This is a genomic window from Winogradskyella psychrotolerans, assembly GCF_018860565.1.
Taxonomy (GTDB): domain Bacteria; phylum Bacteroidota; class Bacteroidia; order Flavobacteriales; family Flavobacteriaceae; genus Winogradskyella; species Winogradskyella damuponensis.
The window spans coordinates 136,453-162,952 of record NZ_JAHKPS010000018.1 but is presented as its reverse complement, the minus strand read 5'-3'; the positions used below and the strand labels follow the sequence as shown (position 1 = coordinate 162,952).

The 26,500-nt window shown below is 31.9% G+C and carries 26 protein-coding genes; 9 read left to right on the top strand and 17 right to left on the bottom strand.

Annotated elements, in window-relative coordinates; translation table 11 throughout:
* Positions 1-14 precede the first annotated feature (14 nt).
* The 3 genes from KO504_RS07315 (at position 15) to KO504_RS07305 (ending at position 1,922) form a co-directional block, all read left to right on the top strand.
* Positions 15-521 (top strand): redoxin domain-containing protein, encoded by a 507-nt coding sequence (locus tag KO504_RS07315; protein ID WP_215925675.1) that lies wholly within the window; start codon positions 15-17, stop codon positions 519-521.
* Positions 522-608: 87 nt separating this feature from the next.
* Positions 609-1,493 carry a YihY/virulence factor BrkB family protein gene (locus KO504_RS07310; RefSeq protein WP_215925674.1) on the top strand — a complete coding sequence of 295 codons (885 nt, stop codon included), beginning with the start codon at positions 609-611 and terminating at the stop codon, positions 1,491-1,493.
* A gap of 183 nt (positions 1,494-1,676) precedes the next feature.
* Positions 1,677-1,922: a cold-shock protein gene (locus KO504_RS07305; protein ID WP_354667389.1), complete on the top strand. Its 246-nt coding sequence runs from the start codon at positions 1,677-1,679 to the stop codon at positions 1,920-1,922.
* Between the two features lie 653 nt (positions 1,923-2,575).
* On the opposite strand, the gene KO504_RS07300 is transcribed toward KO504_RS07305, so the two are convergent.
* Positions 2,576-3,379: a hypothetical protein gene (locus KO504_RS07300; RefSeq protein ID WP_215925673.1), complete on the bottom strand. Its 804-nt coding sequence runs from the start codon at positions 3,377-3,379 to the stop codon at positions 2,576-2,578.
* Positions 3,380-3,695: 316 nt separating this feature from the next.
* A complete protein-coding gene (locus KO504_RS07295; protein ID WP_215925672.1) occupies positions 3,696-5,195 on the bottom strand; it encodes a BCCT family transporter in 1,500 nt (499 codons plus the stop codon).
* Positions 5,196-5,398: 203 nt separating this feature from the next.
* On the opposite strand from KO504_RS07295, the gene KO504_RS07290 reads away from it, so the two are divergent.
* Positions 5,399-5,785, top strand: a complete 387-nt coding sequence (locus KO504_RS07290) for a DUF302 domain-containing protein (protein ID WP_215925671.1) — start codon at positions 5,399-5,401, stop codon at positions 5,783-5,785.
* 106 nt (positions 5,786-5,891) lie between these two features.
* On the opposite strand, the gene KO504_RS07285 is transcribed toward KO504_RS07290, so the two are convergent.
* The 3 genes from KO504_RS07285 to KO504_RS07275 form a co-directional block, all read right to left on the bottom strand.
* Positions 5,892-6,491, bottom strand: coding sequence for a DUF6642 family protein (locus KO504_RS07285; RefSeq protein ID WP_215925670.1), 600 nt, complete (start codon positions 6,489-6,491; stop codon positions 5,892-5,894).
* 157 nt (positions 6,492-6,648) lie between these two features.
* Positions 6,649-9,039 (bottom strand): DEAD/DEAH box helicase, encoded by a 2,391-nt coding sequence (locus KO504_RS07280; RefSeq protein WP_215925669.1) that lies wholly within the window; start codon positions 9,037-9,039, stop codon positions 6,649-6,651.
* A gap of 206 nt (positions 9,040-9,245) precedes the next feature.
* On the bottom strand, positions 9,246-9,683 hold the full coding sequence (locus KO504_RS07275; RefSeq protein ID WP_215925668.1) for a TlpA family protein disulfide reductase: 438 nt from the start codon (positions 9,681-9,683) through the stop codon (positions 9,246-9,248).
* A gap of 744 nt (positions 9,684-10,427) precedes the next feature.
* Between KO504_RS07275 and KO504_RS07270 the strand changes: the two genes are divergently transcribed.
* The gene (locus KO504_RS07270; RefSeq protein ID WP_215925667.1) at positions 10,428-11,447 is read left to right on the top strand and encodes a Hachiman antiphage defense system protein HamA; all 1,020 of its coding nucleotides are present in this window, start codon (positions 10,428-10,430) and stop codon (positions 11,445-11,447) included.
* Between the two features lie 3 nt (positions 11,448-11,450).
* Positions 11,451-11,813: a hypothetical protein gene (locus KO504_RS07265; protein WP_215925666.1), complete on the top strand. Its 363-nt coding sequence runs from the start codon at positions 11,451-11,453 to the stop codon at positions 11,811-11,813.
* A gap of 871 nt (positions 11,814-12,684) precedes the next feature.
* Here the strand turns inward: KO504_RS07265 and KO504_RS07260 are convergent.
* Positions 12,685-15,975 carry an ABC transporter permease/M1 family aminopeptidase gene (locus tag KO504_RS07260; protein WP_215925665.1) on the bottom strand — a complete coding sequence of 1,097 codons (3,291 nt, stop codon included), beginning with the start codon at positions 15,973-15,975 and terminating at the stop codon, positions 12,685-12,687.
* Positions 15,976-15,977: 2 nt separating this feature from the next.
* Positions 15,978-16,865: an ABC transporter ATP-binding protein gene (locus KO504_RS07255; RefSeq protein ID WP_215925664.1), complete on the bottom strand. Its 888-nt coding sequence runs from the start codon at positions 16,863-16,865 to the stop codon at positions 15,978-15,980.
* 209 nt (positions 16,866-17,074) lie between these two features.
* On the opposite strand from KO504_RS07255, the gene KO504_RS07250 reads away from it, so the two are divergent.
* Both KO504_RS07250 and KO504_RS07245 read left to right on the top strand, forming a co-directional pair.
* A complete protein-coding gene (locus tag KO504_RS07250; protein ID WP_215925663.1) occupies positions 17,075-17,869 on the top strand; it encodes a sensor histidine kinase in 795 nt (264 codons plus the stop codon).
* Positions 17,866-18,567 carry a LytR/AlgR family response regulator transcription factor gene (locus KO504_RS07245; RefSeq protein ID WP_215925662.1) on the top strand — a complete coding sequence of 234 codons (702 nt, stop codon included), beginning with the start codon at positions 17,866-17,868 and terminating at the stop codon, positions 18,565-18,567. The genes KO504_RS07250 and KO504_RS07245 overlap by 4 nt, the downstream gene beginning before the upstream one ends.
* 113 nt (positions 18,568-18,680) lie before the next feature.
* Here the strand turns inward: KO504_RS07245 and KO504_RS07240 are convergent, their stop codons facing one another.
* From KO504_RS07240 to KO504_RS07215, 6 genes are all read right to left on the bottom strand, one after another.
* Positions 18,681-20,078, bottom strand: a complete 1,398-nt coding sequence (locus KO504_RS07240; RefSeq protein ID WP_215925661.1) for an alpha/beta hydrolase family protein — start codon at positions 20,076-20,078, stop codon at positions 18,681-18,683.
* A gap of 119 nt (positions 20,079-20,197) precedes the next feature.
* The gene (locus tag KO504_RS07235; RefSeq protein ID WP_215925660.1) at positions 20,198-20,650 is read right to left on the bottom strand and encodes a hypothetical protein; all 453 of its coding nucleotides are present in this window, start codon (positions 20,648-20,650) and stop codon (positions 20,198-20,200) included.
* A 103-nt stretch (positions 20,651-20,753) separates the two neighbouring features.
* Positions 20,754-21,410: a hypothetical protein gene (locus KO504_RS07230; protein ID WP_215925659.1), complete on the bottom strand. Its 657-nt coding sequence runs from the start codon at positions 21,408-21,410 to the stop codon at positions 20,754-20,756.
* The gene (locus tag KO504_RS07225; protein WP_215925658.1) at positions 21,394-21,885 is read right to left on the bottom strand and encodes an RNA polymerase sigma factor; all 492 of its coding nucleotides are present in this window, start codon (positions 21,883-21,885) and stop codon (positions 21,394-21,396) included. The genes KO504_RS07230 and KO504_RS07225 overlap by 17 nt, the downstream gene beginning before the upstream one ends.
* A gap of 66 nt (positions 21,886-21,951) precedes the next feature.
* Positions 21,952-22,650: a LytR/AlgR family response regulator transcription factor gene (locus KO504_RS07220; RefSeq protein ID WP_044633815.1), complete on the bottom strand. Its 699-nt coding sequence runs from the start codon at positions 22,648-22,650 to the stop codon at positions 21,952-21,954.
* Complete coding sequence (locus tag KO504_RS07215) at positions 22,647-23,600, bottom strand: sensor histidine kinase (protein WP_252723639.1); 954 nt, start codon at positions 23,598-23,600, stop codon at positions 22,647-22,649. Before KO504_RS07215 ends, KO504_RS07220 begins: the two co-directional genes overlap by 4 nt.
* A gap of 230 nt (positions 23,601-23,830) precedes the next feature.
* Here KO504_RS07215 and KO504_RS07210 point away from each other — a divergent pair, with 230 nt between their 5' ends.
* A complete protein-coding gene (locus KO504_RS07210) occupies positions 23,831-24,919 on the top strand; it encodes a serine hydrolase domain-containing protein (protein WP_100818301.1) in 1,089 nt (362 codons plus the stop codon).
* Here KO504_RS07210 and KO504_RS07205 read toward each other — a convergent pair.
* From KO504_RS07205 to KO504_RS07190, 4 genes are all read right to left on the bottom strand, one after another.
* Positions 24,916-25,284: an alpha/beta hydrolase-fold protein gene (locus KO504_RS07205; RefSeq protein ID WP_215925657.1), complete on the bottom strand. Its 369-nt coding sequence runs from the start codon at positions 25,282-25,284 to the stop codon at positions 24,916-24,918. The genes KO504_RS07210 and KO504_RS07205 overlap by 4 nt on opposite strands.
* Before the next feature lie 3 nt (positions 25,285-25,287).
* A complete protein-coding gene (locus KO504_RS07200; protein WP_215925656.1) occupies positions 25,288-25,395 on the bottom strand; it encodes a zinc ribbon domain-containing protein in 108 nt (35 codons plus the stop codon).
* 65 nt (positions 25,396-25,460) lie between these two features.
* Entirely contained in the window at positions 25,461-26,036 is a 576-nt protein-coding gene (locus tag KO504_RS07195) for a helix-turn-helix domain-containing protein (protein ID WP_186844072.1), read from the bottom strand.
* On the bottom strand, positions 26,029-26,499 hold the full coding sequence (locus tag KO504_RS07190) for a hypothetical protein (protein ID WP_215925655.1): 471 nt from the start codon (positions 26,497-26,499) through the stop codon (positions 26,029-26,031). Before KO504_RS07190 ends, KO504_RS07195 begins: the two co-directional genes overlap by 8 nt.
* Position 26,500 lies beyond the last annotated feature (1 nt).

Below are 26,500 nucleotides of genomic sequence, written 5' to 3'. Positions count from 1 at the left end.
AAAACAAATACAAGATGTTAAAACCAAGACAGCAAACACCAGACTTAAAGATTAATTTAGTTAATGGAGCAGAATGGGAGCTAAGTAAACAGCAGCCCGAAGCCTTTACATTACTTATTGTTTACAGAGGTCTTCACTGTCCGGTGTGTAAAACATACTTAGAAACGTTACAGAGCAAACTATCTAAATTTCAAGATTTGGGAGTTAAGGTTATCGCTGTAAGTAGTGATACTGAAGCCAAAGCAAAGCAAACCTATAAGGAATGGGCTATTGCTGATGTCCCTTTAGGTTATGCGTTTCCTATAGCAGAAGCACGTCAATGGGGATTGTTTATATCTAAAGGTATTAAGGATGAGCCTGATACATTTATAGAACCAGGATTGTTTGTTATACGACCAAATCAGGAGTTGTATTGTGCTTCTATACAGACGATGCCTTTTGCACGACCAGGATTGGATGATGTGATTAATGCCATCAAATTTGTATTGGATAAGGATTATCCGGCTAGAGGTGAGGCTTGATTTTAGGTAGTAGGTCGCAGGGATTAGGAGGTAGGGATTAGGTGTTAGGGATTAGGGATTAGGTGAAAATTAACGACATTGGATTTCATGAGTGAAACACAAAATTTTAAGATTCAACATTTGCCACGTTTATTAGTAGCTGCTGGTAAATCATGGTTTGATGGTGCACCGTTTCAGCGTAGTGCTATTGTGGCGTATTATGCGGTGTTATCTTTACCGGCTTTGGTGATTATTATTTTAAAAGTAGTTGGTAGTTTTTGGGGTGAAGATATTGTACAAGGGGAGTTGCTTAGTGAAATTTCGAGAGCTATTGGTCCAGATGCTGCTGATGCAATTAGAACTATGATTGCGAATCAAAGTGGCGCGAAAACCTCTGTTTTTGCTACTGTTATAGGTATTGGTACGTTGCTTTACGGTTCTACAGGTGTGTTTTTTCAGTTACAGTCTGCTTTAGATAGCATTTGGGAACAAGAACCCTCTTATAAAAACGATGTTGTTGCAACTTTAATGAGTCGTGTAAAGAGTTTTGGTTTTATTCTGATACTAGGGTTTTTATTATTGACGAGTTTTATATTAACGTCATTACTCAGTACGTTTAGCAAGCAATTGAATCGGTTTTTGCCAGATAATCTCTTTGATTATGTGTTTGTAGTTGACTTTTTAGTATCGGTAGGATTCATTTATATTTTATTTGCTACGATGTTCAAATATTTACCTTCAGCCAAGATATCATGGCCGTCTGTAAGAGTAGGAGCTGCACTAACAACGTTGTTTTTTCTCATAGGTAAATATTTGTTAGCCCTTTATTTTAATACTATGGAACCGGGATCTACATACGGAGCTGCAGGTTCTATTATACTTATTATGCTTTGGGTATCTTACTCGAGTTTAATTTTATTATATGGTGCACATTTTACCAAAGCCTATGCTGATGATTATGTTTCAGGAGATTACATAACTGGCAAGGATTAGGATTTGTTGTCTTTATAGATGTTGTTTTTATAATCCTTAACATTTATAAAACGCATTTTTGTTTCTAATAGCTGTCATAATTGCTGTAAAATGGTTAGTTTTGCCGCACATAGAAGCATTGGTATTATAATTGGATACGAATAGTAACCTAATTCATGCTTATTTTGAATAAAAACAATTACTGTGTTAAAACTACTTAAGAAATTATTTTCATCTCATAAAGAAACGGCTCAACAAGAAGGCACCGTTAAATTTTTCAACTATGCAAAGGGGTTTGGTTTTATAACCATTACAGATTCTGGCGAGGAAATCTTTGTACATAAGTCTGATCTTAAAACCAGAATTAAACAAGGTAATAAGGTTTCGTTTAATGTTGAAAAAAGTGATAAAGGACCAGTTGCTGTAAATGTGAGCAAGATTTCTAAATAAGTTATAGGAATCGTATAGGCCTTTATTTTTATTTATTTCCCAGAATACATAAGTTATACTTGATACTTTATTAGAAGTAAGACAGCTTTAATGGTTTTAAATACTATTTTACATAATATAAATTATAGGACAAAATAGATTTTAGAATTATACAGTGATGATTTGGATATTTAGTTGATTATAGGTGTTTATGTCTATGCGGTATATTTTACGTATTTGAGTATTTGTACGGTTTATTTCTTTTTACGCGATTCTCAGGACGATTAAAACTTTTGGTTTGTTGTGATTCTAATTATTACACTTCAGTTTCTTGTAGATGTTTTATGGTGTCTTTATAGTTTGATAAAAAAAGCAAGTAAAATGGATTTGTTGTTTGGTCTAATATGTTTTGAACTTGTAGTGTCTTACATCTGTTATACCGTTTATATTGTTTTGATTTCGTTTTTAACTAGATACACAGCTTATCCGAGTGTTATCTGAAGCACACCCGACGCATACCCGAATGACACCCGAAGGAACTACGGGTGAACCTCATATTTGATATGACAACAGATTGCTATTGCGCCCACGCTATTACTGGCTTTAAGCGTTGTTAGTTGGCCTGTATTCTATTTTACATAATATTATGTAGCGTTGTTTTTATTTTTATGAGCTTAGATTATGGCTATACATTGCATGGCTTGTGGGGTTTGGTATACTTGGTATGCTTGGTATGCTTGGTGTTGCTGTTTTAGATATGCGATGCCTAACCATACTGTAATGGCCACATCTGTTGGAATGCCACTTGGTGTTGGTGCCTGCCACTGCAGACTGATATTGTGGTGTGTTGTATGTAGTTCCAATGGTTGACTTTGTACAATGCCACCTAAGGTGTTATGTTTTGGATGTGTGGGTTTATACGCTTTTATTTTGGCATGCCATTGCCATTTAGATACACAACTGATGGCTGCTGAAAGCTGATAATGTGTGGCTTTTTGGGGAACTTTATGATGTTGGTTTGCTGTGCTTTGTGGACACTTTATTGTAATTACAGTCCGTTGTGTATTGGCTGAAACTTTCGTATTTGAGTTGTGTAAGTGGTGGAACGCTAAGTTACTATTAAGTTGAAAACCTATGAGGTCTGAAGGGCTATTGAATAGATTGGCCTCTCTTTCTCCTAAGGGACCACTCCCCTTTTGAATGATTTTACGACAACAACCAGTTAAACGACTCGCCATATAGTTGTATTTGAATTGATTGGCTTTGTCTGCTAAACCTTTTCTGATGGCTTTAGATAATTGTGATGCTGCTGCAAACTCTTGGTTGTTGCGTTTTATGTTTACAAAGGCTGGATCGTTGTTAATGCGCTCTCTTGAAGGCCCAACGGCTTTGCGTACAATGTATTGGCCATTGAGTTGGTAAAAGCACTTTCCATTTAAGGTGCCTACGAGTTTTAGGATGCCTTTTTGTCTGGACATTTGGTTTTGAGCTTTTTAGAGGTAGTAAAATACGGAATTTTTTGGATTTCTAGAATTGGGTTCAGGGTTCAGTGTAAAGTGTGAAGTGTGTAAAGTGTGAAGTGTGTAAAGTGTGAAGTGTGTAAAGTGGGAAGGTTTTTAGAATCAAGATACAAGAACCTGGAGGTAAGAATTAAGACAGTATAAGATTTTTTTGTTTAGAAAGTTATTTGTTAACTTGTTGATTGTTAAATTTATAGGTCTAATATCATAATCATGGAGCAACTATTTCATCTTAATGTTGAGGCTTACTGACTCATACTACTCGTTATTTGTGTTATTTGTTTTCTTCGATCTTGCTTTTTCTAAGGTCTTTCATAAAATAGCCAAACATAATGATGATAAAAAAGGCAAATGGTAATGAGGTTATAATTAACAGTCGCTGTACGGCCTCTAAAACATTAATATTTGCTTTTACATTACCTAATAACACTAAAGCTATTGTGGCTAATAAAATGAAAATAGACCAAATGACACGATGGGTTTTACTCGGGTTTTTAGCGCCATTATCCGTAAACATACTTAAAACAAATACGGCAGAATCTACAGAAGTGATTAAAAAACTGATTAATAAGAGAACCGATGTTATGTTTAAAAAGGTGGCATACGGATAGTGTTCAAAAAAGGTAAATATGGAAGAAAATACGTTACCGAATTCATTGTTGTAGACTCCCCATTCGTCAATTAAATTAAAAGCAGCGGTGCCAAACACAGAAAACCAAAAGAAGGTTCCTAAGCAAGGAATAATTAAGACTCCTAATAGCAATTGTCGTATGGTACGACCTTTGGAAATACGTGCAATAAAAATGCCCGTAAAAGGCGCCCAAGCCAACCAGAATGCCCAATAATAGAACGTCCACCCCGTTAAAAACTCCGTTCCAGGATTGTAATTTCCAATGGCCAGACTCATTGGTATAAAATCTATGATATAATAAAACGTCGCTGTAGCAAAAGCCATTAAAATAGCACTCATATCGCTAGTGATAAATATAAACATCAGGATAGCAAAAGTGGTTATGATATTTAATTTAGAAAACATTTGAATTCCTTTGTTTACGCCTTGCCAAGCAGAATAACAAGCTACAGCAGAAATGAGTATACAAAGTAAAATGGTTGCGATTAATCCGAAGTTAGCCCCCATTATATGATTAATACCACCTTTTATCTGGGTTGTTCCCAAGCCTATGGCTGCAATTAAGCCAAAAATGGTTGTAATGATGGTGATAATATCTACTGCATTTCTGGCCGTATTACTTTTTATATGATCCTCTATGGTGGAGCTAATACTCACTTTCTTTTTTCTTATGTATAAGCCATAACCAATAATTAAGGCAAAAAGGCCATAAAACGCCCAAGCTGTTAATCCCCATTGGTAAAAGGTAAATTCTAATGCTAAGGTATTTGCTGGTAAATTAGATGTATAAGGCGGATTCTGTTGCATAAAAACAGGCTCTTGTACGGCACGCAACAAAATGCCAGATCCCATACCTGCACTGTACAGCATGGCCGTCCATGCCCAGAGGGAATATTCAGGTTTGGCAGATGGTTTGCCTAGTTTGATATTTCCGTAACGCGAACATGCTATCGCCAATAATGCTAAAACACATGCAAACCCTAAGTAGAGATAGAAATACCCAAAATAATTGCGGACCCATAGTGACGCTTTATCAATAACGTTATAACTTGTTTCGGTAGCAAAAAAGACCAGTATGCTACAGCTGAAAATGATGGCCACAGAAATAAATAAAATGGCATGTTTCTGAATGTATTTGAACATTAAAATGGGTTCTGTTTTTACAAAAATAAGGATTAGAATGTAAATCTTAATTTCTAAAGCTGTTGTTGTGTTGGTTTGGTTGGTGGATACATCATCGCTTTTAGGACTTATTTAACACGTTAATGCTTCGTATGTTACAGTGGTTTTTTGTAACTTATGGTTTATGATTTGTAATCCTTATTCATCTTAAAAATTAACGTATTATGGACTATTATTTTAGCAAAATCTTAAAAGGTAATTTTAACGATACCGTAGAAAAGGTTACTGCTGCACTTAAAACGGAACAGTTTGGTGTGTTAACGGAAATTGATATTAAAGCCACGCTTAAAAAGAAGCTGGATGTTAATTTTAATAATTACAAAATCTTAGGAGCTTGTAATCCTCCGTATGCTCATAAAGCCTTATTAGCGGAGAATAAAATTGGGACTATGCTGCCTTGTAATGTTATTGTGCAGGAATTAGATTCTGGGGATATTGAAGTGGCTGCTGTGAATCCTATGGCGTCTATGCAAGCGGTGGAAAATGCCGATTTAAAAGGGATTGCTGAGGAGATTACTTTGAAGCTTAAGGCTGTGATTGAGGGGTTGTAGGAGTTGCAAGATTGAAGTGTGAAGATTAGAATTAAGAACCAAGAGCCAAGAGTTGTGAGTTGTGAGTTGTGAGTTATGAGTTGTGAGCTATGAGAAGTTATTGGCTTTAATAATACAATCTAAAATCCAATAATTTGCAGGCGCTATAATGTTTTTGGTGCAATTCTTCTACCACAGCAAACATATCATCATCTTCTTTAAATAGATTAAAGAAAGCCTCATCTAGTTTTGAGCTAGCTATGCCATTATAGGCATGTCCATAGCCAGAAAGTGCTTTGGCTCCTGTGATATCTAAAAAATATTGTGCTTCTTCTTCGTCTAAATCTAGAAGTTTGGCATTTGAAAAATGTAAAATCTTTCCGTTTAATTGGCCTTCAAAAAGCTCTGCAATTTCTTGTAAACTATAGTAGTAGTCATTTAAACAAATGGTATTGGCTTCTCCCCTCATCACTAAATAAATGATTTCATAGTCCTTAAAATAATGATCCTCTACTACCAGTGCGTTTAGGCTATCTTCCAGGCCTTCAATGGTATCGCAGGTTTTGTATATACTTGCTATGCCATAGTTTAGGGCCAATTGCTCTAAGTTGTGTTGTGCTTCGGTTACCGTGGTATCGTCTACATCATCTACTCCTTCTAAGCAATAAATAAAATACTCTGTTTCTGTAATCTGTTCTTGGGGTAGTTGTGGTTTTTTTTCTAGCAAGCTTTTAAATTTAGGCGATGTTTGTAAAGTGCGAAATTAATGGAATGGTTTTGATTTTTTTAGGGGTTTGGTATAAAGTTTTATGAGATTTAAATATAAATGTATCACTGTTTACTTTAGACGAATTGGCTCTTAGGTATATTGAGAATTATTATTATTAATTGGTTTTTAGCAACTTAATTCTCTTTAAATACCTGTTATATATAGGTTTTAAACCAGCAATTTCGTCTTCAGTGGATAACCAATCTAAAACAGAGTTGTTTTCTCTAAAAGCTTCTGTTGTGCTATTTTTATATTTCTTAACTACACTAATAGCTACTGATCTCGAAATTCCGCTTGAGATTAGGTTTTTAACATTTTTATCTCTTGTCCCTAATTCCAAAGCAGTGGGTAATCCCATTGTGATTTTATATTTTTCCTTTTGTTCTTCTGTTAATATTATATCAAGGATGTCTATTAATAATTTTACATATTTAACCAACAAATAAGTAACAATTGATGAATTAATTTTAATTACTTTATTTATAAGTTTGTTAACCTCTTTTTTGTCTCTAGGATCTAATTTATATTCCTCAGAAACTCGTTCATCTGTTGAATAAAAGCGTATATCATTTTCTATTAGCTGCTTATAGCTCAGTCCTTGTAGCCAAGTTGTTGCATGAATCGCCATGACTGTAGGATTTATACTTCGGATTTTATATTTTTCAAATGCTTCTTGACTTATATTAAATATCTCATCTAACCCTTGAAAAATTGTGAGTAATTGCCAAAAAAATGGTCTTTCACTATTAGGTTTCTCTAGTGCGTCTTCTTTTCTTCTTCTTTTTTCTAATATACTATTTGGTGTAATTACCCAATTTTCAATTTCCCCATTTTTAATTGTTCGATAGAGTTCATTTTGAAGTATAGGATCTATAGATTGGTTTTCAAATATAATTTTTTTAGGTATTGTAATATCTGATAAAGTCTCTTTCAAATCAATAATATAATTTTCTACATTAGATTTAGAAATGCCTTTTTTAATTAGGTAATTTTTAATACTGTTTTCATTCTTAATGTATTTATTTCGAATAAATAATGTTAACTGTTTTTGTTTTAAAATAGATTTAATATCTCTTTTACCATCTTCCTTAAATATTTCTATTTCATTGATATTACTCTTTAAATGTTTAAAATCATATTCAGGTATATTTTCAGTAGAATATGTTGTTATCTCTTTTTCGTAATCAGCTTCAAAATATTCAATCGCACTTTTGCCCTTATAATCTGGTTTCTCAATAAAATATATAGTTCCATAAAGGGACTCGCTTAGTCTTCCTGCTCTACCTATAAGATTGCCAAACTCAAAATCTGTCAAATTCGCAATATTTTTTTTTGGAATGATAATGAAAAGGTTATTAGCAGGAAGGTTAACTCCCTCAATTAATGTAGAAGTACAAAAAAGATTATTTATTTCTCTATCTTGAAACAATTCCTCTACTTCTTTTCTTATGATATCAGGTAATTTCCCATGATGAAACGCAACACCTCTTTCAAGGCAATCAATAAGATAATAATCTTTATTAAACTCATCTTTTAAAAAATCAATAAGCTCCTTTACTCGTTTGGAAATCTCGATATTACCAATAGACTCTTGATATTCTATTGCCCAGTTTTCTGCATAATCACCTCTATTACTAAAAATCAAATTTGATTTATTTGGAGCAATTAAGTTTACAACCTTTTCCAAGATCGAACCATTTCGTTGATTCTTCATTAAAGAATCTGCATTGAAAGAAGTTCGAATATTTAATAACAATGGTTTATTGATATTATCCCTAACCTCAATTTCTAAATCACCATTACTATCTGATCTAATTATTTTCTTAAACTGAATAACTGGAGAAAGTTTTGTTTTGAAAGGAATAGCTTTTTTACTAAAAAGTTCTTGGTATGTTTTTTCAGGATTTAATATATGAGGTCCAGCAGTAACCAATTTTGCTTTAAAAAACTGTGATGAAAGGTCTTCGAAAACATTTTCAAACGTAGCTCCTCTTCCTTGATCATTTTCTACACCTTGTATTTCATCAATAAAAATAAAATCCATTGGTATTTTTTCCTCCAAATCTGCTGTCAATAATTTTATACATCTCTCAGGTGTTAATACATATAATATTTTTTTCTCTTTAAAAATCTCTTTTCTCGAATCATTAATATCTCCTTTGTCATTATCCTCAATATATGCTGTTCTAATTAAGGTGTTAGTACCTTTCAATTCAATTCTAAACTCCTCACTCACTTGGTTTATTAGTGCGCGACTGGGAACAATATAAAGTGCTTTGTAAAATTCTTGTGTAGCAAACGTTTCTGATAGATACTGTTTTATTATAAATGATTTACCTGACGAAGTGGGTGCTGAAACAGCTAGATTATTAATATCATTTAATCCATTCCATAATCCTTTTTGAAACGAGGTAACCAAAATAGAGCCATTAGTAGTTTTAATTGTCTTACTCTGTCTTTGTAGTATTAACTCTAACGATAATAAACCATCATAATCATAGTTCACTGAGTGGTTTGAACCATTTATTCCTGTACTCGGTTACGGCATTATAAAAACGACTAACAGTCTAACAGTCTAAAAATCTAACAATTTAGATATTCAAGAACTTAAATACTCAACCGTCAGTTCGAGTGTTTCTTAATGAGTAATAACTGGGTTTAAATGTTTAGCCTGGCCTCATATTATTTTGGATAAAGCGATACTATTCAGTATCATTTTTCTACAAGACTTTCTAATGCATAGAACAAACGGTTTTTAGCATTGGCTTGAGAACCAAAAATTGAACGATATAGCACACCATTTTCAGAAATTAAAATCCATTGTGGTGTCCCTTCAGATTGAAATTGATCAAATACATGGTGGTTTTTATCTATATAAATAGGAAACGGAATGTCGCCACTAGTAAAAATACTTTTAATATTAGCTTTGGTTCCTATTCTACCCGGAAAATCAGCATGAATCCCTACAACTTGTATGTTTGGATAGGTCTGTTGAAACTCATAGGCCAAGGGAATAGCGCGTCCTGTGCAGCCTAAACAATCATTATTATAAATAATTAGCAACAGAATCTTGTGTTTATAGGCTTGCATCAAATCTACAGGAACACCATCTAAATTAACAACGTTTATGGAGGTAATAGGGTTGGTCATGGTACAAAGTATAAGGGAATAATAAAGGTAGTCGTTTTCTAAAGACCGACAAACATTACAGACTAATTACGTCATTTTTCTGAAAAGATATTATGATAAACCTCTCAACTACACATGTAAAATTACTCTGATTATTTAGATATTTCAACTTGTTTTCAATGACCTCAGTTCAAGTGGTTCTTAATGAGTAGTGCAACGAAGCATTAAGAAATGTATCGAAAACCAAATAAACAGCATTTTTAAATTGCAATGTTAAAAGTATTAATGAAAATGGTATTACCAATAAAAACCTGTCATTCCTGCGAAGACAGGAATCCACAATACTAGACTGACATCTAATTCTAAAATAAAGTAGTCGGTTACGGCATTATAAACACGACTAACACTTTAAAATCTAAATATCTAACCATCTAATAGTCTAACAGTCTAGATATTTAAGAACCTAAAAACCCAACCGTCAGTTCGAGTGTCACGACTTTTTCGTCGGGATGTATCTAGAACCTTTTAAACAATGAACATGTATAATTAATATATATGAAATTGTTAGAAGTTGATAATTTTCAAACTTTTACGGTTTTCCTCAAATCTAATTCTTACAAATTTTACTATATTTAAACACTCCCTTAATTAATAATTATTTTTTTAGTTTTTGGTTTCAGGTTTCAGGTTAACAGCTATTGTTTTTCTTGAAGTTTTTGTTATGAAAAAGAACAAATTGAGTTATAGTTTTTACTTATAAAGTGTATGATAAATAAAGATTTATTCAAGATTGATAAAAGTTGGATGGAGAAGGAGTTAATCTCTCATCTTACTGAAAAAATTGGAGATAAAGTGAGTATGAGGGTTTATACTGTGAAACCTTCATCCACTCAAATGGATTTTATTTCATTAAGTAATTTTTTAACTAGAATAATTCCTCATTATGTGTACAGCATAAAGGAAATTGAAGATGATATTGAAAGACAGTTGAGACGCAATGAGAAAGCTATTCGTAAATCAAATGCAGAACTAGATGAACATGAATTGATAGAAATAATCGTTAAGGAAAAAGAACGAGTTAAAAATGAAACTTGGATTGATATCTTTAATCAAAGCCGTATTTTTTTCAAAAAGAAAGGAGAAGACTATATTGGGGGAAAGTATGGTGAATTGATGTTATTTGCTTTGGTAGAAGGGGTTTTAGAATGTAAAATGGTTGCTCATAAAATAAAGCACTTGACTAACGTTAATGATGAAATAAAAGGGAGTGATGGTGTATTTCTTGGTAACTATAATGAAAATAAAGCAATATTATTTGGTGAATCAAAGATTATGCAGAGCATGTCTGGGGCTATAGTTGATGCATTAGAATCAATTAATAGATATCATAATAATTCTGAAAGAGCGCATAATATAGACCACGAACTTCTTATTGCTCGTGAACATATACATAAATACAATGTTGATGATATAGACGATCTTTATGAGAGATTAGACCCAACTTCTGAAGATTATAAAGAACAGCTTCTTGTTCATCCAATTATCTTAATGTACGAGAGATCTTTCATTAAAAACATACAGAAAAAAGCGAAAACTTATGAAGAGTTTAATGAAATGATTTCTATTGAACTAACTAATAGATTAAAACGAAAGCAGGAGGTTTTTGATTTAGTCAATAAACATGTTATAGAACAAAAACTAGAGCATTCCTTTTTAGATTTCTTTCTCATTCCTGTAGATGACGTCTCTAAATTTAGAGGTGCAATGGATGATAAACTTTTATAAGATATGTCGGAAAATAGAAATTTAACTAACCAGTCTTTTAATCATCCTGTGCTATTAGAAATGTTTTCAATTCTAAATTTAAAATTTCTAAACAGTAATCATTTTTCTTATACTGAAAATACAAATATAGATTTTGATTATTCTAAATTAAAAAAAGCAATATGGATTTGTTCTATATTGGCAAGTAGTACTGATATAAATCATAAAGTAAGAGCTCAGCGTTTTGCATCGTTATTATTTCTAACCAAAAATGAAAAAAAAGAAAGTATTGATATTGTAAGAGCTTGTTATGTTTTGTTTTCGAGATTAGGTAATTTAACAGCTACTCGTTTTTTTACACAACCGACTACTCTATTTTATAATTAGATGTCAATTTGATATAGTGGATTCCTGCTTTCGCAGGAATGACAGGTTTTCATTGGTAATACTATTTTCATTAATGCTTTTAACATTGCAATTTAAAAATGCTGTTTATTTGGTTTTCGATACATTTCTTAATTCGTCGTTGTACTTTGAATTAACAAACACTCGACCTGACGGCTGGGTATTTAAGTTCTTGAATATCTAGATTGTTAGACTGTTAGACTGTTAGACTGTTAGACTGTTAGACTGTTAGTCGTTTTTATAATGCCGTAACCGACTACTCTATTTTATAATTAGATGTCAATTTGATATAGTGGATTCCTGCTTTCGCAGGAATGACAGGTTTTCATTGGTAATACTATTTTCATTAATACTTTTTAACATTGCAATTTAAAAATGCTGTTTATTTCGTTCTTGATACATTTCTTAATTCGTCGTTGCACTTTGAATTAACAAACACTCGACCTGACGGCTGGGTATTTTGGTTCTTGCATATCTAGATTGTTAGACTGTTAGATTGTTAGACTGTTAGTCGTTTTTATAATGCCGTAACCGACTACTCTATTTTATAATTAGATGTCAATTTGATATAGTGGATTCCTGCTTTCGCAGGAATGACAGGTTTTTATTGGTAATACTAATTTCATTAATACTTTTAACATTGCAATTTAAAAATGCTGTTTATTTGGTTTTCGATACATTTCTTAATTCGTCGTTGCACTTTGAATTAACAAACACTCGACCTGACGGCTGGGTATTTTGGTTCTTGCATATCTAGATTTTTAGATGGTTAGATGGTTAGATGGTTAGATGGTTAGACTTGGCATATTGGGATTAGATTTTTTACTATTTATATTTAAGACTTTGGAGGTTGTTACAAGGTTATAGGCTTAACTGATTCAAAAAGATTGACAATAATATGCTGTAGATTTTTTGGTGTAACTTCTTTAAAATACCTTAATAAATCTTGTGTTGTTGCATATCTATCTGTATTCATTTTTAATTTACCGTTTGTGGTATTCCAGTCTTCGATAAAACGTTGTAATGCTTTATTTACTTGCTCCTCTCCTATTGCTTTTTGAAACTCATACATATTAATGGCTCCTTTGGCATAATAGATATAGTCCTGATTTTCTACCAAAGCTAAAGATGGTTCTGTGGCATCTTCTTTATCTTTTCCTTTTTTATACTCCTCTTTTTGCGTTTCTATAAACTGTAATACTTTTTCTTCGGAATAGTGTTGTTTTAAGACCATCATGGCTGCGTATTGCGATAAGGTTTCTAAAATGGTTAGTCGTCCTTTAACATTTGCGGCTTCTACCTGCATGCCAAACCATTGGTGTGCAATTTCGTGAGCTGTGACGTAAAATGCCATGTCAACATCTTTTTCATCATCGATATCTAATACAAAACCAATAGCTTCAGAAAATGGAATGGTTCCTGGAAATGATTGTGCAAATTTTGCATAACGCGGAAACTCCATAATACGTAATTGCTCGTATTGATAAGGACTAAAATTAGTACTGAAATAGGTTAATGAGGCTTTCATAGCCATCATCATTCGGTCTATGTTATACTGGTGTGTTTTATGATAATAAATTTCAAGATCTACTGGTTTTGCTACAGAATCGTAACATATTTTCCATTGTTCTTTTTGTGTTTCATATTCGGCGGAAACAATGGCATAAAAATTAATCATTGGTTTTTTCATTTTATAATGAAAGTAATTACGATTATTAGCTGTCCATTTTCTCAATAAACTCCCAGGGGCTAGCGCTGTTTGATTATTTGAAGTTCCTATAATCATTTCAAAATTTATCCCATCAGAATCACTTCCGTTTCTTGCATTTTTAAGCTCATTTAGATCCGCTCTGTTTGCCGTTTGAATTCTTACAGGCAAACCGTAATCTTTACGTTCATCAGCATCATTCAGTTCATATTTTTTATTATAACCAATGGTTGGCAAATCTGAATTATTAAAAAATGTGCCATTATAATTGATGTTTACATTAGAGTTTCCCGATTCAAAGCCTCTTGTGGTAAAGCTTTGTTTAAAATGCATTTTTACCACATCTCCAGGTTGTAAAGCGGTGTTAAGATTAAAAATGGAATACTCAAACTTTTTATATTTAGAATTGGTTGTAAATCCACCTTCAAAAGCAATAGCATCTAATGTTACATTCTCTTCGAGAAGCTTTTGAATGTGAATGGATGTGATGTCTTCTTTAGTGTTGTTTTTTAAAATGTAATACCCTTCTACGGTATAATCTCTAGTTTCAGGATAGAGTTCAACTTGTAAGTTGACATCTACTATTTTAGGTTGTGGTATGTATTCAAATGGTTTAAGTGCTTTTTCATAAGCTATTCTAAAATCTGTAGCTTCAGAATTTGTCCAGTAAGTGTTTAGAACATTGGTGTTGTAAAAGATAAAACTTCCGATGGTTATAAATAATAAACAGACCATAACTGTTAGTTTAAAAAGCGGTTTGCTTACTCTGTATTTGCTCGCTTTAAGACGCTTTAACAAATTAGTTTCAGTACCTCTTACGTTGACTAAAGCACTCATAATTAGTAGCAGCATTCCGAAAAGCAACCAATACGATTTAATAATGAGATAAGGTTTTAAAAAGTGCCCATAACCATTCATATCTGAATAGGCTCCTAGAGCACTTCCTCCAAAGAAATACAAATCGTGATTGTACCCAAATAATCCTAAAGCGATATTGGCAATAAAGCATACGATGACCAACATAATGCCTAAGAACTTATGATTTACAACAGATTGAATAAAAAAGGCTATGCATGTGTATAAGGCTAAAAACGGTAAAATTTCTAGAAAGAAGCCAGACACATACACCTGAAATTCATAATTATAGTAACCCCTTAAGGTTTGAAATATAATCCCTGAACCCATTAAAGCCAACATTAATACGACATAAATTAAGTTTAATCCCATATACTTGCCCAATAGCTTTATAAAATTAGACATTGGTGTGGCGTCGTAGATAAGATCTAGTTTGGCACTTCGTTCTTTCCATACCAATTCTCCAGAATAAAACACTAACAGGATGATAAAGAAATACATGGATGTTTCTTTAAGCTCTTCTACTATAAAATAGGTTGCTGGATAGCTATCTACGCCATAAACAGTCCCAAGGTTAACTGAATTAATCAGGATAATAATCATACCACAAATCACAATGCCCCAAAATGATGCTTGTTTAAAAATGCCTGTAAAATAAAACCAGGTAAATTGTTTTAATTGATTCCATTTTGACAGTAAACCATAGTGTTTGTTAGCCTTGGGTATTATAATATCACTAGCGTCTGTAGCGGTTTTATGAGTGACTAATTGTGACTTTGTTTTTTTAGAACGCTTTTCTTTAACCACATTAAAATTGAATTTTTTATAGCCATAAATCAATGCAATGACACCGAGAGCAGCCCAAAATAATTTGTTATATAGCAATGGACCAAACAACGGAAGGTCTTGTGTACTCTTTTCTAAAGCAGACCAGGATTTTGTAATAAAAGTAGTTGTTGTTAGAGAAAATGGATCTATTATGGCTTGCCAAAACTCATTAGAAATGGCTTTGGTTAGCATAAAAATGACAAAGACAATAATACCTTGTGTATAGACAACCACCAGGTTTCTACTTAAAGCACCAGTGACAAAAAATAGTGATGCCCCAAAAAATAAGATAGGCAAGGTTATTAGTAGAAAGGTCTTTATATAAAGCATTGCATTAAATGCCATTAGATCTTCCGGATTGTGCCATGGCATAAATTCGCCCAACATCATCCCAATTAAAATTCCGGTAAATGCAAATAGTAACACTGTAAAGGCTCCTAAAAAGCGACCTAATAGATAGTCTTTTTTGTGTATTGGCGTTGTAAACATCAGCGATTCTATGTTGTATTCAAAATCTCTTAACACTGAAACTCCCATAATCATGGATGCTAAAATCATGAATAATCCTGTGATTGCTCCCATTGTTTTAGCAATGACTATAGGTGAGTTTTTTTTCATGAGCCCCATTTCAGACCCTTGAAAAATAAAATCTACGCCTACAATTGAGAATAGAAATAAAAAAAGGAAGAACACATACGTGTCTGCACGTTTACTACGATATTGTAATTCGAACTTAAAAATAGTGTACCACATAATTATATAGATTTAGCGTTCGTAGTATTGAATATTTCAGCGAAATACACATCTTCTAATTGGGCATTAATAAGTGAAAAGCCATCTCCAGGATTGGCATCACTTAAGATGTGAATGGTTGGTTTTCCTAGGAATAACTTTTCACTAATGACGTTATAATTTTGTTTGTATGCTTTTAATTCTGACTTTTCAATTGTTTTTTTATAGACTCTATCTTTTAGGTTTTCTAGTATTTGCAGTGGCTTACCCTTTAAGCAAACCTGTCCTTGATTAATGATTGCCATATTTGTGCAGAGTTCTTTAACATCGTCAACAATATGTGTAGATAAAATGACCACCGTCTGCTCTCCCAGTTCACTTAACACGTTATAAAACCGGTTACGTTCTACAGGATCTAATCCAGCAGTTGGTTCATCTACAATCAATAGTTTCGGATTATTAAGTAAGGCTTGTGCAATACCAAAGCGTTGCTTCATTCCGCCAGAATAGCCTTTAAGATTTTGTTTTTTAACGTCGTACAAATTCGTTTTGTGCAATAATGCCTCTACCAGGTCTTTACGTTCCCCTTTATTCGTAATTCCTTTGAGAACCGCAAAATGATTGAGTAATACTTCGGCAGAAATTTTAGGATACAAGCCAAACTGTTGTGGCAAGTATCCTAAAACTTGTCTCAGCTCATTTTTTTGTTTTAATACATCGATGTCTCCAAGTGATATATGTCCTGAGTCTGCTTCTTGTAATGTTGCAATGGTTCGCATTAAAGTAGATTTACCTGCACCATTTGGACCCAATAAGCCAAACATACCTGTTGGGATTTCTAATGAAATGTTTTGCAATGCCTTAACACCATTAGCATAGGTTTTAGATAGATTATTGATAATGAGATCCATAATTGTTCGTTTTTTGATTGATTGACGCAAACATATATGTGATTTTGGTTTGTATAAAATGTTTGTGACACACGTATAAGTTTGAGTGATAAACAGATTATTCTCTGTTATAAAAGCGTCTTAACACCGCTTTGCGATGGTTTGTCACTGATGAGATACTGTTTATCAACTAATTTGCTTGAGGTGTTTTATTTAAGTAATATTGAGTTATGAAGTTGAATATATCAGACAGCAAAAAGAGAATTATAAAGCGTTTTTATAACATAGCGCTCATACTTATTGGTCTTATCCTCGTCATTTTTAATGATACTTTTGGTAAATTAGAAGGGTTTGTAGAATTTATTGCGTTGTACTTTATCCTTGTATTTATCACCATTGCACACTGGCTATTTAAACAAATCAAAGCACTTATAAGATTAAAGAACGAAAAAGCAAAAACAGAATTGATGCACTTAAAAAGTCAGGTTAATCCACATTTCTTTTTTAACATGCTTAATAACTTATATGGTTTAGTAGATAAAGATTCAAAGAAAGCTCAACAGCTCATTCTTAAACTTTCTGATATGATGCGTTATAGTATTTATGATGGCGAAAAAGACAAGGTTTTATTGTCTGAAGAAATCACCTATCTCGAGAATTATATTGAGCTTCATAAAATGCGTTATCATAAAGCAATTGATATACAATTCAACATTGATACAAACCCTACTGATTATGAGATCATGCCGCTTCTGTTTATTATTCTTTTAGAAAATGCCTTTAAGCATGGTGTTGAAAATTTAAGAGAAAATGCGTATGTTCATGTCAATTTGGTAGCACATAATAATGAAGTGACCTTTGCAATAGAAAATAATTTTGAAGAAGTACAAGATCATCCTGAAACAGGAATAGGTTTAAAAAACTTAAAACGGCGATTAGAATTGGTATATCCAAAAAATCATACCTTAACAATTTCCAAAACAGAAACTACCTATAACGCTACATTGAATATTAAAGGCTTATGATTACATATATCATTATAGACGACGAGCATATTGCACACGATATTATAAAAGGCTATTGTGATCTGCTTCCCAATTTAGAATTCAAAGCCAATTGTTATGATGCTATAGAAGCTATTGACTACTTAAGCAAACATGATATAGATCTTATTTTTTTAGATTTGAACATGCCTAAATTAAAAGGATTTCAATTTTTAAAAACGCTTTCATCACCACCAAACGTTATTGTAACGACAGCCTATAGTGAATTCGCGATTGAAGGCTACGAATTAAACGTTGTCGATTACTTATTAAAACCCTTTAGTTTTGAACGCTTTTTGAGTGCTGTGAATAAAGTGCCCTCTCCTAGCACTAGTCCAATTGGTAAAGACCATAAAGAGACTATAAAACCTGAAGGAAAGCAAATTTTTTTAAAGCAAAATAATAGTTATATTCAGGTAGATATAGATTCCATATTATTTATTGAAGCTTCAGGCAATTATACCAAAGTTGTTACAAGTACTACTACTATAAGTATTCGCGAAAAAATTTCGGACACCATTGAACTGCTTTTTGATAATGATTTTATACAGGTTCATAAATCATTTGCGGTTGCAAAAAAGCACATCGTTAGTATAAAAGGAAATAGGATTTTTATTGGCGATTATATGGTGCCTATTGGTAAGCTCTATAAGGCAAATATTAATCAATTATTGAAGTAATTTACTTTTGCCATGTCAATATATAATCTATTCATGAAAATCCTAACGGATTTTCATGAATAGATAAGTACAGCAATGAATTATTCAAGAGGTTACTACAAGTATTTTATATCTTATTTCAGATGTTCTATTACCCAATTTTTTATTTCGTTCAATGCTATTGGGGAAAATGTTTGTTCTATTTTTCTATATTCATCCATCTTTCCAGTTTCACACTCTTGAAAGAAGTGGTTTAAGTTTTCCAATTCTACTATTTTATAATCTTTATTCTGGCCTTTGATTAGTGCTTGTCTTATAGCATTTTGATTAATTTTTGCATTTACTTGCGTGTCTTTACTGCCATTTAATGACAACACTGGGATTTGTAATTTTTCAATTTCATCAGCAGGATTGTATTGTAAAAAATAGCGTGACCAAGGTTGTAAACTTGTTTTAAGTTGGCTTTCTATAAATGCATTGATATTCTTTTCTGGTACGTTTAATGATTTTAAAATGGGTCTTAAAAACGCATTATAATGAGTTGTTAATTCGTTTTTAATTTCTGTTTTACTCTTATTAGAGGTTACAATGGCAATCGCTTTTCTGGTGTTTTTTTCATAGGCTACTTCATCTTTAACAGGAAATTCTCTCAATGTTTTAGATTGCATTACAGATAGTTCTGTTCCTGAAATTCCGGTAGAAGCCAATAACACCATAAAAGCAACATCTTTAGAGTTGTTAGCCGCTAGAGGTGCAATAATACCACCTTCACTATGCCCCATCAAACCTATATTTTTAATATCTACATCGTTTCTAGTTTTTAAGTATGCGATGGCACTTAAAACGTCTTTTGAAAAATCTTCTGTGGTTGCTTTACCAAAATTTCCTGTAGATTCTCCAACTCCACGATCATCAAAACGCAATACGCCAATGCCTTGTCTTGTTAAATAATCTGACAACACTAAAAACGGTTTGTGCCCCATAAAACTTTCATCTCTGTCTTGTGGACCACTTCCACTAATTAAAATAACTACTGGAAATTTTCCTTTTGTATTGGGTAAGGTTAAAGTACCTGCTAATGATATGTTGGCTTCATTATTTTTAAAAACGACTTCTTCTTCATAATAAGGATAGGGTTTTACCGGTTCTTGTGGCCGTCTAGAATCTTCTATTTTTATGGTTCCTTTTTTTAAGTTTAGAACCATTTCTATGCCACCTTCCTTATAAGTGCCTTCAAATTGTTGTGCTTCAGTATTAAAAACTCCCGTATAGTTCATTCCAACATTAGAGCCATCAATTATTAGCTTTCCATTTGTAAAAGTTGTCGCTGATGGTTTGATGCCAGCAATTCTAAACGTAGGAATATCCATAGTCGTTGCATACGTAGCGTTTTCTTGTTTTATTTTAAAAACAAAAGTGATTTCTTTATCGCCTCTTTTGGTTGTTCCGTTCCAATGTCCTGAAATATCTTGAGAACGTGCATTAGTAATGGCGAGTAAATTTATAAGTATGATAATTGTTAATGTTTTCATGTTCGTTAAATTTTGATTGATGATGTTTAGGCCAAATTTTCGTTAGCCTTGTGGTATTAAAAAATAGTATTACTGATTTAGTAATTGAAGCTATTTGAAGAGAGATTTAGTTAGATTTATTAGAGCACGTTTCCAGCTTCTTTAGCTTGAGCATCCTTAAGGCGACCTATTATTACGCCAATAAATAGTCCCATAGAAATGCCAACGGATATCCCTAATGACCTTTCAAAACGCTCACCTATTAGAATTCCAGCTATAACTCCGAATAACATTCCTAAAGTTATACTAAGGTTTGTATAGTAGCCTTGAGAAGTCAAAGAAAAGGTGTCCTTTAAGTAAGTCTCAAATTTACGCAGTGCGTTTTTAAAGAATTTTTTTCTGTTGTCTGGATTTGAGTTGAGTTTTAAGCTATCCAGTTCTATTTCTATAGATTGAATGTCAGCATTGGTGAATGCTCTATTTTCTAATTTTTTTAGAATATCAATAAATTGCGTATAAACCTTGATTTCAGATTTTTTAGAGGATTCCGTTTTTAAACTTTCAAAAAAGTTAATTGCATTTAATAGTGTCATAATTTTTACTGTTTTCTTGGTTAGTGGCCCAAATCAAAAAATATTACACCTAAAATTTATTTATTTTAAAAAACTACAGAAAAAACACTTTAATATCAGGTGTTTAACTTCTTAAACTTTCTATGTCTGTCATTAGTTCTTCTAGTTTCTTGAATAGTCTTCCATAAACGATGTTTAAATCCCATTTATAAATTCGACCTCCAACAAGGAACAGCAAAACCAAAATGACTGCCACGATAACAATGCCTATGAGTGGGATTCCAAATATTAAATAGGTGTCTGGAAAACCAACAAGTATTTCACCAACAAGTCTTTCTCCCAAAGGCATGCCTTCGGCATCTTTAAACCAAAAGCCTAAAACCAATGACATGAATATAATTGGGTACAAAAATCTTGAAAACCTTTTATTGATAGATACCTGTTTGTTTATCCATTGGTTAAATGCTTTTAAGTATTGATAACTACTAATACCTATATCGATTTTCTCTAAATCGTTTAATAACCTCTTATTAATAACAACAAGAACTGAAAGCGTAACAAAAAATATGATACCTGTTATTGGAATTCCTATAATGAAAGCGACGACTAAAAAAGCAAACGAGAATGCCACAATGGCAATCAAATTTATTTTAAACATTCTTTTAAATTTATCAATGATATGAATTGATTTTTGGTTGTAAAGATTGTTTATTTTTGGGGCTACTAGTGCGTCACTCTTGAGAAAACCTTCTTTCCAGATGTTTTCAATTGATTTTTCCATCTAATAATTTTTTTAATCTAGTTTTAATTCTTTTAACACGTACACCAATATTATTTGGGTTCGTTCCTATAATTTCAGCAATTTCCTTTTGCGATTTTTCTTCCAAATAAAGCATGATAACGGCTCTATCTATTTCCGATAGTTTTCTAATGGCATCATATAATAAATTTAGAGATTCGTCTGAAAACGCGTAATTGTCCTCGGTTTCTTCGGCAGTTATAGAATCAGACACAAAATGCTGAACATTATTTTTCTTTTTCTTGAGTAAGGTTAAACAAACGTTTAATGAAATACGATATACCCAAGTACTCCATTGCGATTCTTCACGGAAATTGTCTTTACTTCTCCAAATTTGTAAACACACTTCTTGGTAATAATCTTCAAAATCTTCTTGCGAGTTAGTATACGCTCGACATAATTTGATAATTATTCCTGCAAATGGTAAAATGGATGATTTATAAAAATCGCTACTCAATAGTGTTGTTTTTATTGTTTAGTGTCTTAAATTAAGAATTATTACAGGTTAATGTCAAAATTGATTTTATTTTATTAATCGATTTACATTAAGCTTATACATTTTCCCTATTGGAATTTTGTGATTCCTTAGATGTATTCTATTACCTTCAATTAATTCTATTTTATCTATTGAGATAATAAAAGATTTGTGAATCCTTATAAATTGTGTCTCTGGTAAATTATGTGTAAAGGATGTTAGCGTTTGATGAGAAACAATCACTTTATCAACCATATTAATTTTTACATAGTTTCCATAGGCTTCTAAAAACAGAATGTCCTTTAACTTTATCTGGTAGTATTTTTTATCTTCCTTTATAAAAATCTTAGTGTCTTCTATGGTTTCCGTATTTTGTATTGGGCTGGCTTTAATTGATAATGCATCGGAAACTTTACTAACAGATTTTACAAAACGACTGAAATTAAATGGTTTTAATAAATAATCGTCAATATTCAATTCATAACCTTCTAAGGCAAATTCCTTGTAGGCTGTAGTAATGATAATTTTTGGCGGATTAGAAAGTGTTTTTAAAAACTCTAAACCAGAAAGCTTTGGCATATTTATATCTAAAAAAATTAGATCAATAGAATGCTTATTTAAATAGTCTAGGGCTTCAAAAGCATTATAACAACTTTTTTGGAATGATAGATAAGACAAATTACTCGCATAATCTTTAATATTATCATGAGAGGCAGTTTCGTCGTCTACAATTATATATTTTATCATTTCTTATATATATCTAATGTTGTTGAATAGGTGTTTTCTTCAATTTTATTATACAATTGATGTGTGTTTGGATATAATAAATTTAAGCGATCTTTTAAATTTTTGAGCCCAATACCTTTGTCTTCTGATGATTCTTCAGCATCATAATTGTTTTTAACTGTGAAACTTATTTTATTTTCATCTTCAATAAGTTGTAAATGAACAAATGCATTATCTGTTGCTTTTTCAATGCCATGTTTAAAAGCATTTTCTAGCAAAATAATGAATAACAAAGGTGCCACTTTTGTTTCTGGATTTTTAATTGATTTTTCAAAATTCACATCAATGTCTTTATGGTATCTGGCAGTTTGTAAATCAATAAAATTTATTAAATAATCTATTTCATCTTTTAACTGCACGTTTTCCTTTCCGCTATCGTAAATAGTGAATCGCATTAAATCTGATAATTTTAGGACATAGTCTTGAGCTGCATCAGCATCCTTTTTTATTAAGGCATACAAATTGTTAAGTGTGTTAAAGAAAAAATGAGGATTTATTTGATTTTTTAATAGCATCAATTCGGCTTCTAATTTATCCTTTTTAAGTTTTTGAATACTTTTTCGGTATTCGTGGGTCCAATAGAAAATTAAATAAGCAACTGCAATTGCTAAAAGAATTCTTACGCTATTCTTTAGAAAGCCTCCATCTAAATCTGTAGTAGCATCAATAGCAAATATTAAAAGCGGAATACTTATTCCTAAAAAGAGATATTTTAATCGAAGGTTAGAAGTCCCAAATTTTATTTTTTCAGTTTGAAAGAGATAATTCAAAAGGGTGTAAAAGACTACTAAACCCAATGAACTTGAAAGCACTGCGAATATTTCGCTTTGAGCGTTTCTTAAGATTAGCATCAAAATAATAATGATTACAGATAGAACTGCTGCTGCTTTATAAAGTTTTTTATGTGTCATGATTTTAATTTATTTATGATTTTGACACAAATCTATATTGCATATTCAAGGTTACAGCTTTTATTTTATAAACGTCTCTTTTCATATTGTAAACGTATCAAATTTAATGATAAAGGTACTTTAAATATCATAATGAGTTGATTGCCATTTGATACGCTAGCTTCATCAAAATAGTTCTAATTAACGAATATTCAGCTCTAGGTTTACATCGAATTTAAAACTAAATACATATGAAAACTTTAATTACAATTATTACAATCGCATTATCAACCTTATTTGTAAATGCTCAAACGAGTTCTGAGAAAGAACTATTAAAAACTTTAAATGAAACTACACCAAAGGCATTGCAAGACAATAAAGTACCTGGATTGGCATTGGCTATTATTAAAAATGGCGACGTTATTATTAAAAAAGAATATGGGTTTTCTGATGTATCAGAAAACGAGATTGTAAATAGTAAAACAGGCTTTAATATTGGTTCTATATCAAAAATGTTTACAGCTTGGGGAATTATGAAATTGGTAGAAGACCAAAAACTTAATTTAGATGCTCCAGCTTCAAAATATCTTTTGAATTGGAAATTACCATCTAGTGAATTTGATTCAGATAAAGTAACTATCAGGAATCTATTGCAACATACTGCAGGTTTGTCTGTTCATGGTTACAACGGTTATGAAACTAAAGATGAATTAACTTCAATTGATGCATCGTTATCCGGAACTACTAATCTAGATGAGAAAGTAGAACTCGTTATGGAACCAGAAAGCAAATGGAAATATTCAGGTGGTGGTTATTCTATATTGCAATTAGTTATTGAAGACGTTAGTGGGAAATCTTTTGCGGATTACATGAAAGAACATATTTTTAAGCCTTTAAAAATGAAACAAACAAGTTTTAATATTAGTAAAAAGGTTTTAAAAAATTCTGCAAAGGCCTATGATGAAGAAGGAAATGAAATCCCATTACGCCTTTTTAATGCGCAAGCAGCAGCAGGTTTGCATACAACAATAGATGATCTTATTCTTTTTGCAAAAGCATCATTTTCAAAAAATCCTGTTTTGTCAGAAGAAAGCATTGCTCTTTTGATAAAACCTACCGAACTATCCAAAGGGAATTACGGAATGGGTTATATGATTATGAATCGTTTTGGGGATTTTACATTATCTGGTCATGGTGGTTCTAATGAAGGATGGCAATCTGGTTTTATGCTCGATTTTGAATCAAAATCAGGTATTATTATCCTTACCAACGGCTCTAATGGAAAAAACGTTTTATTTGGAAACCTGCAAGATTGGGCAAAATGGCATGGAAGTAATTAATTTAATGTCTTAATTTTTGTAACGGTAAAATCTCGTTCACGGTCAACATTTTTTATGGCTATAATAATACTTTCTGGAATTAAATTGTTTCGGTTTCTATTGGAACTCATAAAATGTACTATTCCAGATGCTGTTTTAAAATGAGTATATCCATCCAATAATATGATAATTGGATATTTTTTCGCCACTTCAGTTGAATCATTATATGAATCAGGAATACTTATTAAACAAGTTCTTTCTTCATTTAAAATACTAGATTTAATAATGAACTGACTTCCAATTATAATATCCGTTTTATTCTGTCCGAACGTCGTTTGTGCTCCAAAAAGAAGAATACATAAAATCACAAATGTAAAAGTTCTCATAGTTTACTTTATATGTTTGGTAACAAATATTTTCGACAACGTACCACCTGTGGCTTTCATTTCTCCAATTTCATAAGTGGTATTATCACACTTCGGACATTTGTATTTCATAGTTTTATATTTTTTGAGTTGATACTATATGGCTGTAAATGATTAACGATGATATTCATTGCCTTTTATTTTAAAAACTTAAATCGAGGACTATATATCACCTCTTTTTCATTGTTTATTCTCAGTGTGTTGATCAATATTAAAATTAAATTGGCGACATACAAAAAGCCAATAACCATAAAAAATGTACTTAACGTTATTTGGTCTGTGAGTCCAATTTTTGATATGGTGAACAATACTATTGGGATAAAAAATAACAGAATGGTCCACGTGATTTCGAAATTGATTAAATCTTTACCCAACTTATTACTATTTTTTATCTTACCTTTTTTTGATGTCCAAAGTATAAATGGAATTAAAACCCCTAGCAATGGAAAGACCAGAAATAACAGTGCAGAGAGATTGAGATACGTTAAATACTTTTTATCTTCTTTTACGGACCAATCTATCAACTCATCTGGACTTACATTTAAGGCATTGGCTAATCGCTTCAATGACTCACCTGTAGGGTTTGATTCCCCTTTTTCGATGCGTTGAATAGTTCGTAAACTTAAACCAGATTCTTCTGCTAGAAATTCTTGTGACATCCCTTTCTGGTTTCTCAATTCTTTTACTCTTAAAGCTAAATAGTTATTATCCATTTTCTAAAGGTTTGTTTTTAGTTAAAGTTTTTCTGTACCTCATTATTGTTATGGTTACTATTCCTAATAAAAATCCAGGAACCAATTGAACTAACGACCCATAAATCACATGATTTAATAGCGCTTGTCCAAAATTATCAAAATATAATCCATAATGTGTACCTATTTCCCATTTTGTATCTACCCACCAAAGTATCGCAACAGGAATCCTTGAAATAGGTGAGTAAATAAGTAAGCTTAATAAAAGAATCTTGTAAGCTTGTTTTTGATTACCTAATTTAATACCTAGATATATAGCAATCCCTAAGGTAAGCCAAAGTAGCCCGATAATAAAAATAGCATTTTCAGGCAATCCCAATAATTCTAAACCATATCTAACTGGAGTTAAAATTAATGCAATTATGATGGGTGCTTTAGCATAATAAATGGCTTGCTGTAAAGCTGTTTTTTCCTTGTTTTTCATC

Bases quoted from the DNA above. Each gene is read 5' to 3' on its own strand.
- KO504_RS07315 (WP_215925675.1), top strand. From the start codon at position 15: ATGTTAAAACCAAGACAGCAAACACCAGACTTAAAGATTAATTTAGTT.
- KO504_RS07310 (WP_215925674.1), top strand. From the start codon at position 609: ATGAGTGAAACACAAAATTTTAAGATTCAACATTTGCCACGTTTATTA.
- KO504_RS07300 (WP_215925673.1), bottom strand. From the start codon at position 3,379: ATGTCCAGACAAAAAGGCATCCTAAAACTCGTAGGCACCTTAAATGGA.
- KO504_RS07295 (WP_215925672.1), bottom strand. From the start codon at position 5,195: ATGTTCAAATACATTCAGAAACATGCCATTTTATTTATTTCTGTGGCC.
- KO504_RS07290 (WP_215925671.1), top strand. From the start codon at position 5,399: ATGGACTATTATTTTAGCAAAATCTTAAAAGGTAATTTTAACGATACC.
- KO504_RS07275 (WP_215925668.1), bottom strand. From the start codon at position 9,683: ATGACCAACCCTATTACCTCCATAAACGTTGTTAATTTAGATGGTGTT.
- KO504_RS07270 (WP_215925667.1), top strand. From the start codon at position 10,428: ATGATAAATAAAGATTTATTCAAGATTGATAAAAGTTGGATGGAGAAG.
- KO504_RS07265 (WP_215925666.1), top strand. From the start codon at position 11,451: ATGTCGGAAAATAGAAATTTAACTAACCAGTCTTTTAATCATCCTGTG.
- KO504_RS07260 (WP_215925665.1), bottom strand. From the start codon at position 15,975: ATGTGGTACACTATTTTTAAGTTCGAATTACAATATCGTAGTAAACGT.
- KO504_RS07255 (WP_215925664.1), bottom strand. From the start codon at position 16,865: ATGGATCTCATTATCAATAATCTATCTAAAACCTATGCTAATGGTGTT.
- KO504_RS07250 (WP_215925663.1), top strand. From the start codon at position 17,075: ATGAAGTTGAATATATCAGACAGCAAAAAGAGAATTATAAAGCGTTTT.
- KO504_RS07245 (WP_215925662.1), top strand. From the start codon at position 17,866: ATGATTACATATATCATTATAGACGACGAGCATATTGCACACGATATT.
- KO504_RS07240 (WP_215925661.1), bottom strand. From the start codon at position 20,078: ATGAAAACATTAACAATTATCATACTTATAAATTTACTCGCCATTACT.
- KO504_RS07235 (WP_215925660.1), bottom strand. From the start codon at position 20,650: ATGACACTATTAAATGCAATTAACTTTTTTGAAAGTTTAAAAACGGAA.
- KO504_RS07230 (WP_215925659.1), bottom strand. From the start codon at position 21,410: ATGGAAAAATCAATTGAAAACATCTGGAAAGAAGGTTTTCTCAAGAGT.
- KO504_RS07220 (WP_044633815.1), bottom strand. From the start codon at position 22,650: ATGATAAAATATATAATTGTAGACGACGAAACTGCCTCTCATGATAAT.
- KO504_RS07215 (WP_252723639.1), bottom strand. From the start codon at position 23,600: ATGACACATAAAAAACTTTATAAAGCAGCAGCAGTTCTATCTGTAATC.
- KO504_RS07210 (WP_100818301.1), top strand. From the start codon at position 23,831: ATGAAAACTTTAATTACAATTATTACAATCGCATTATCAACCTTATTT.
- KO504_RS07205 (WP_215925657.1), bottom strand. From the start codon at position 25,284: ATGAGAACTTTTACATTTGTGATTTTATGTATTCTTCTTTTTGGAGCA.
- KO504_RS07200 (WP_215925656.1), bottom strand. From the start codon at position 25,395: ATGAAATACAAATGTCCGAAGTGTGATAATACCACTTATGAAATTGGA.
- KO504_RS07195 (WP_186844072.1), bottom strand. From the start codon at position 26,036: ATGGATAATAACTATTTAGCTTTAAGAGTAAAAGAATTGAGAAACCAG.
- KO504_RS07190 (WP_215925655.1), bottom strand. From the start codon at position 26,499: ATGAAAAACAAGGAAAAAACAGCTTTACAGCAAGCCATTTATTATGCT.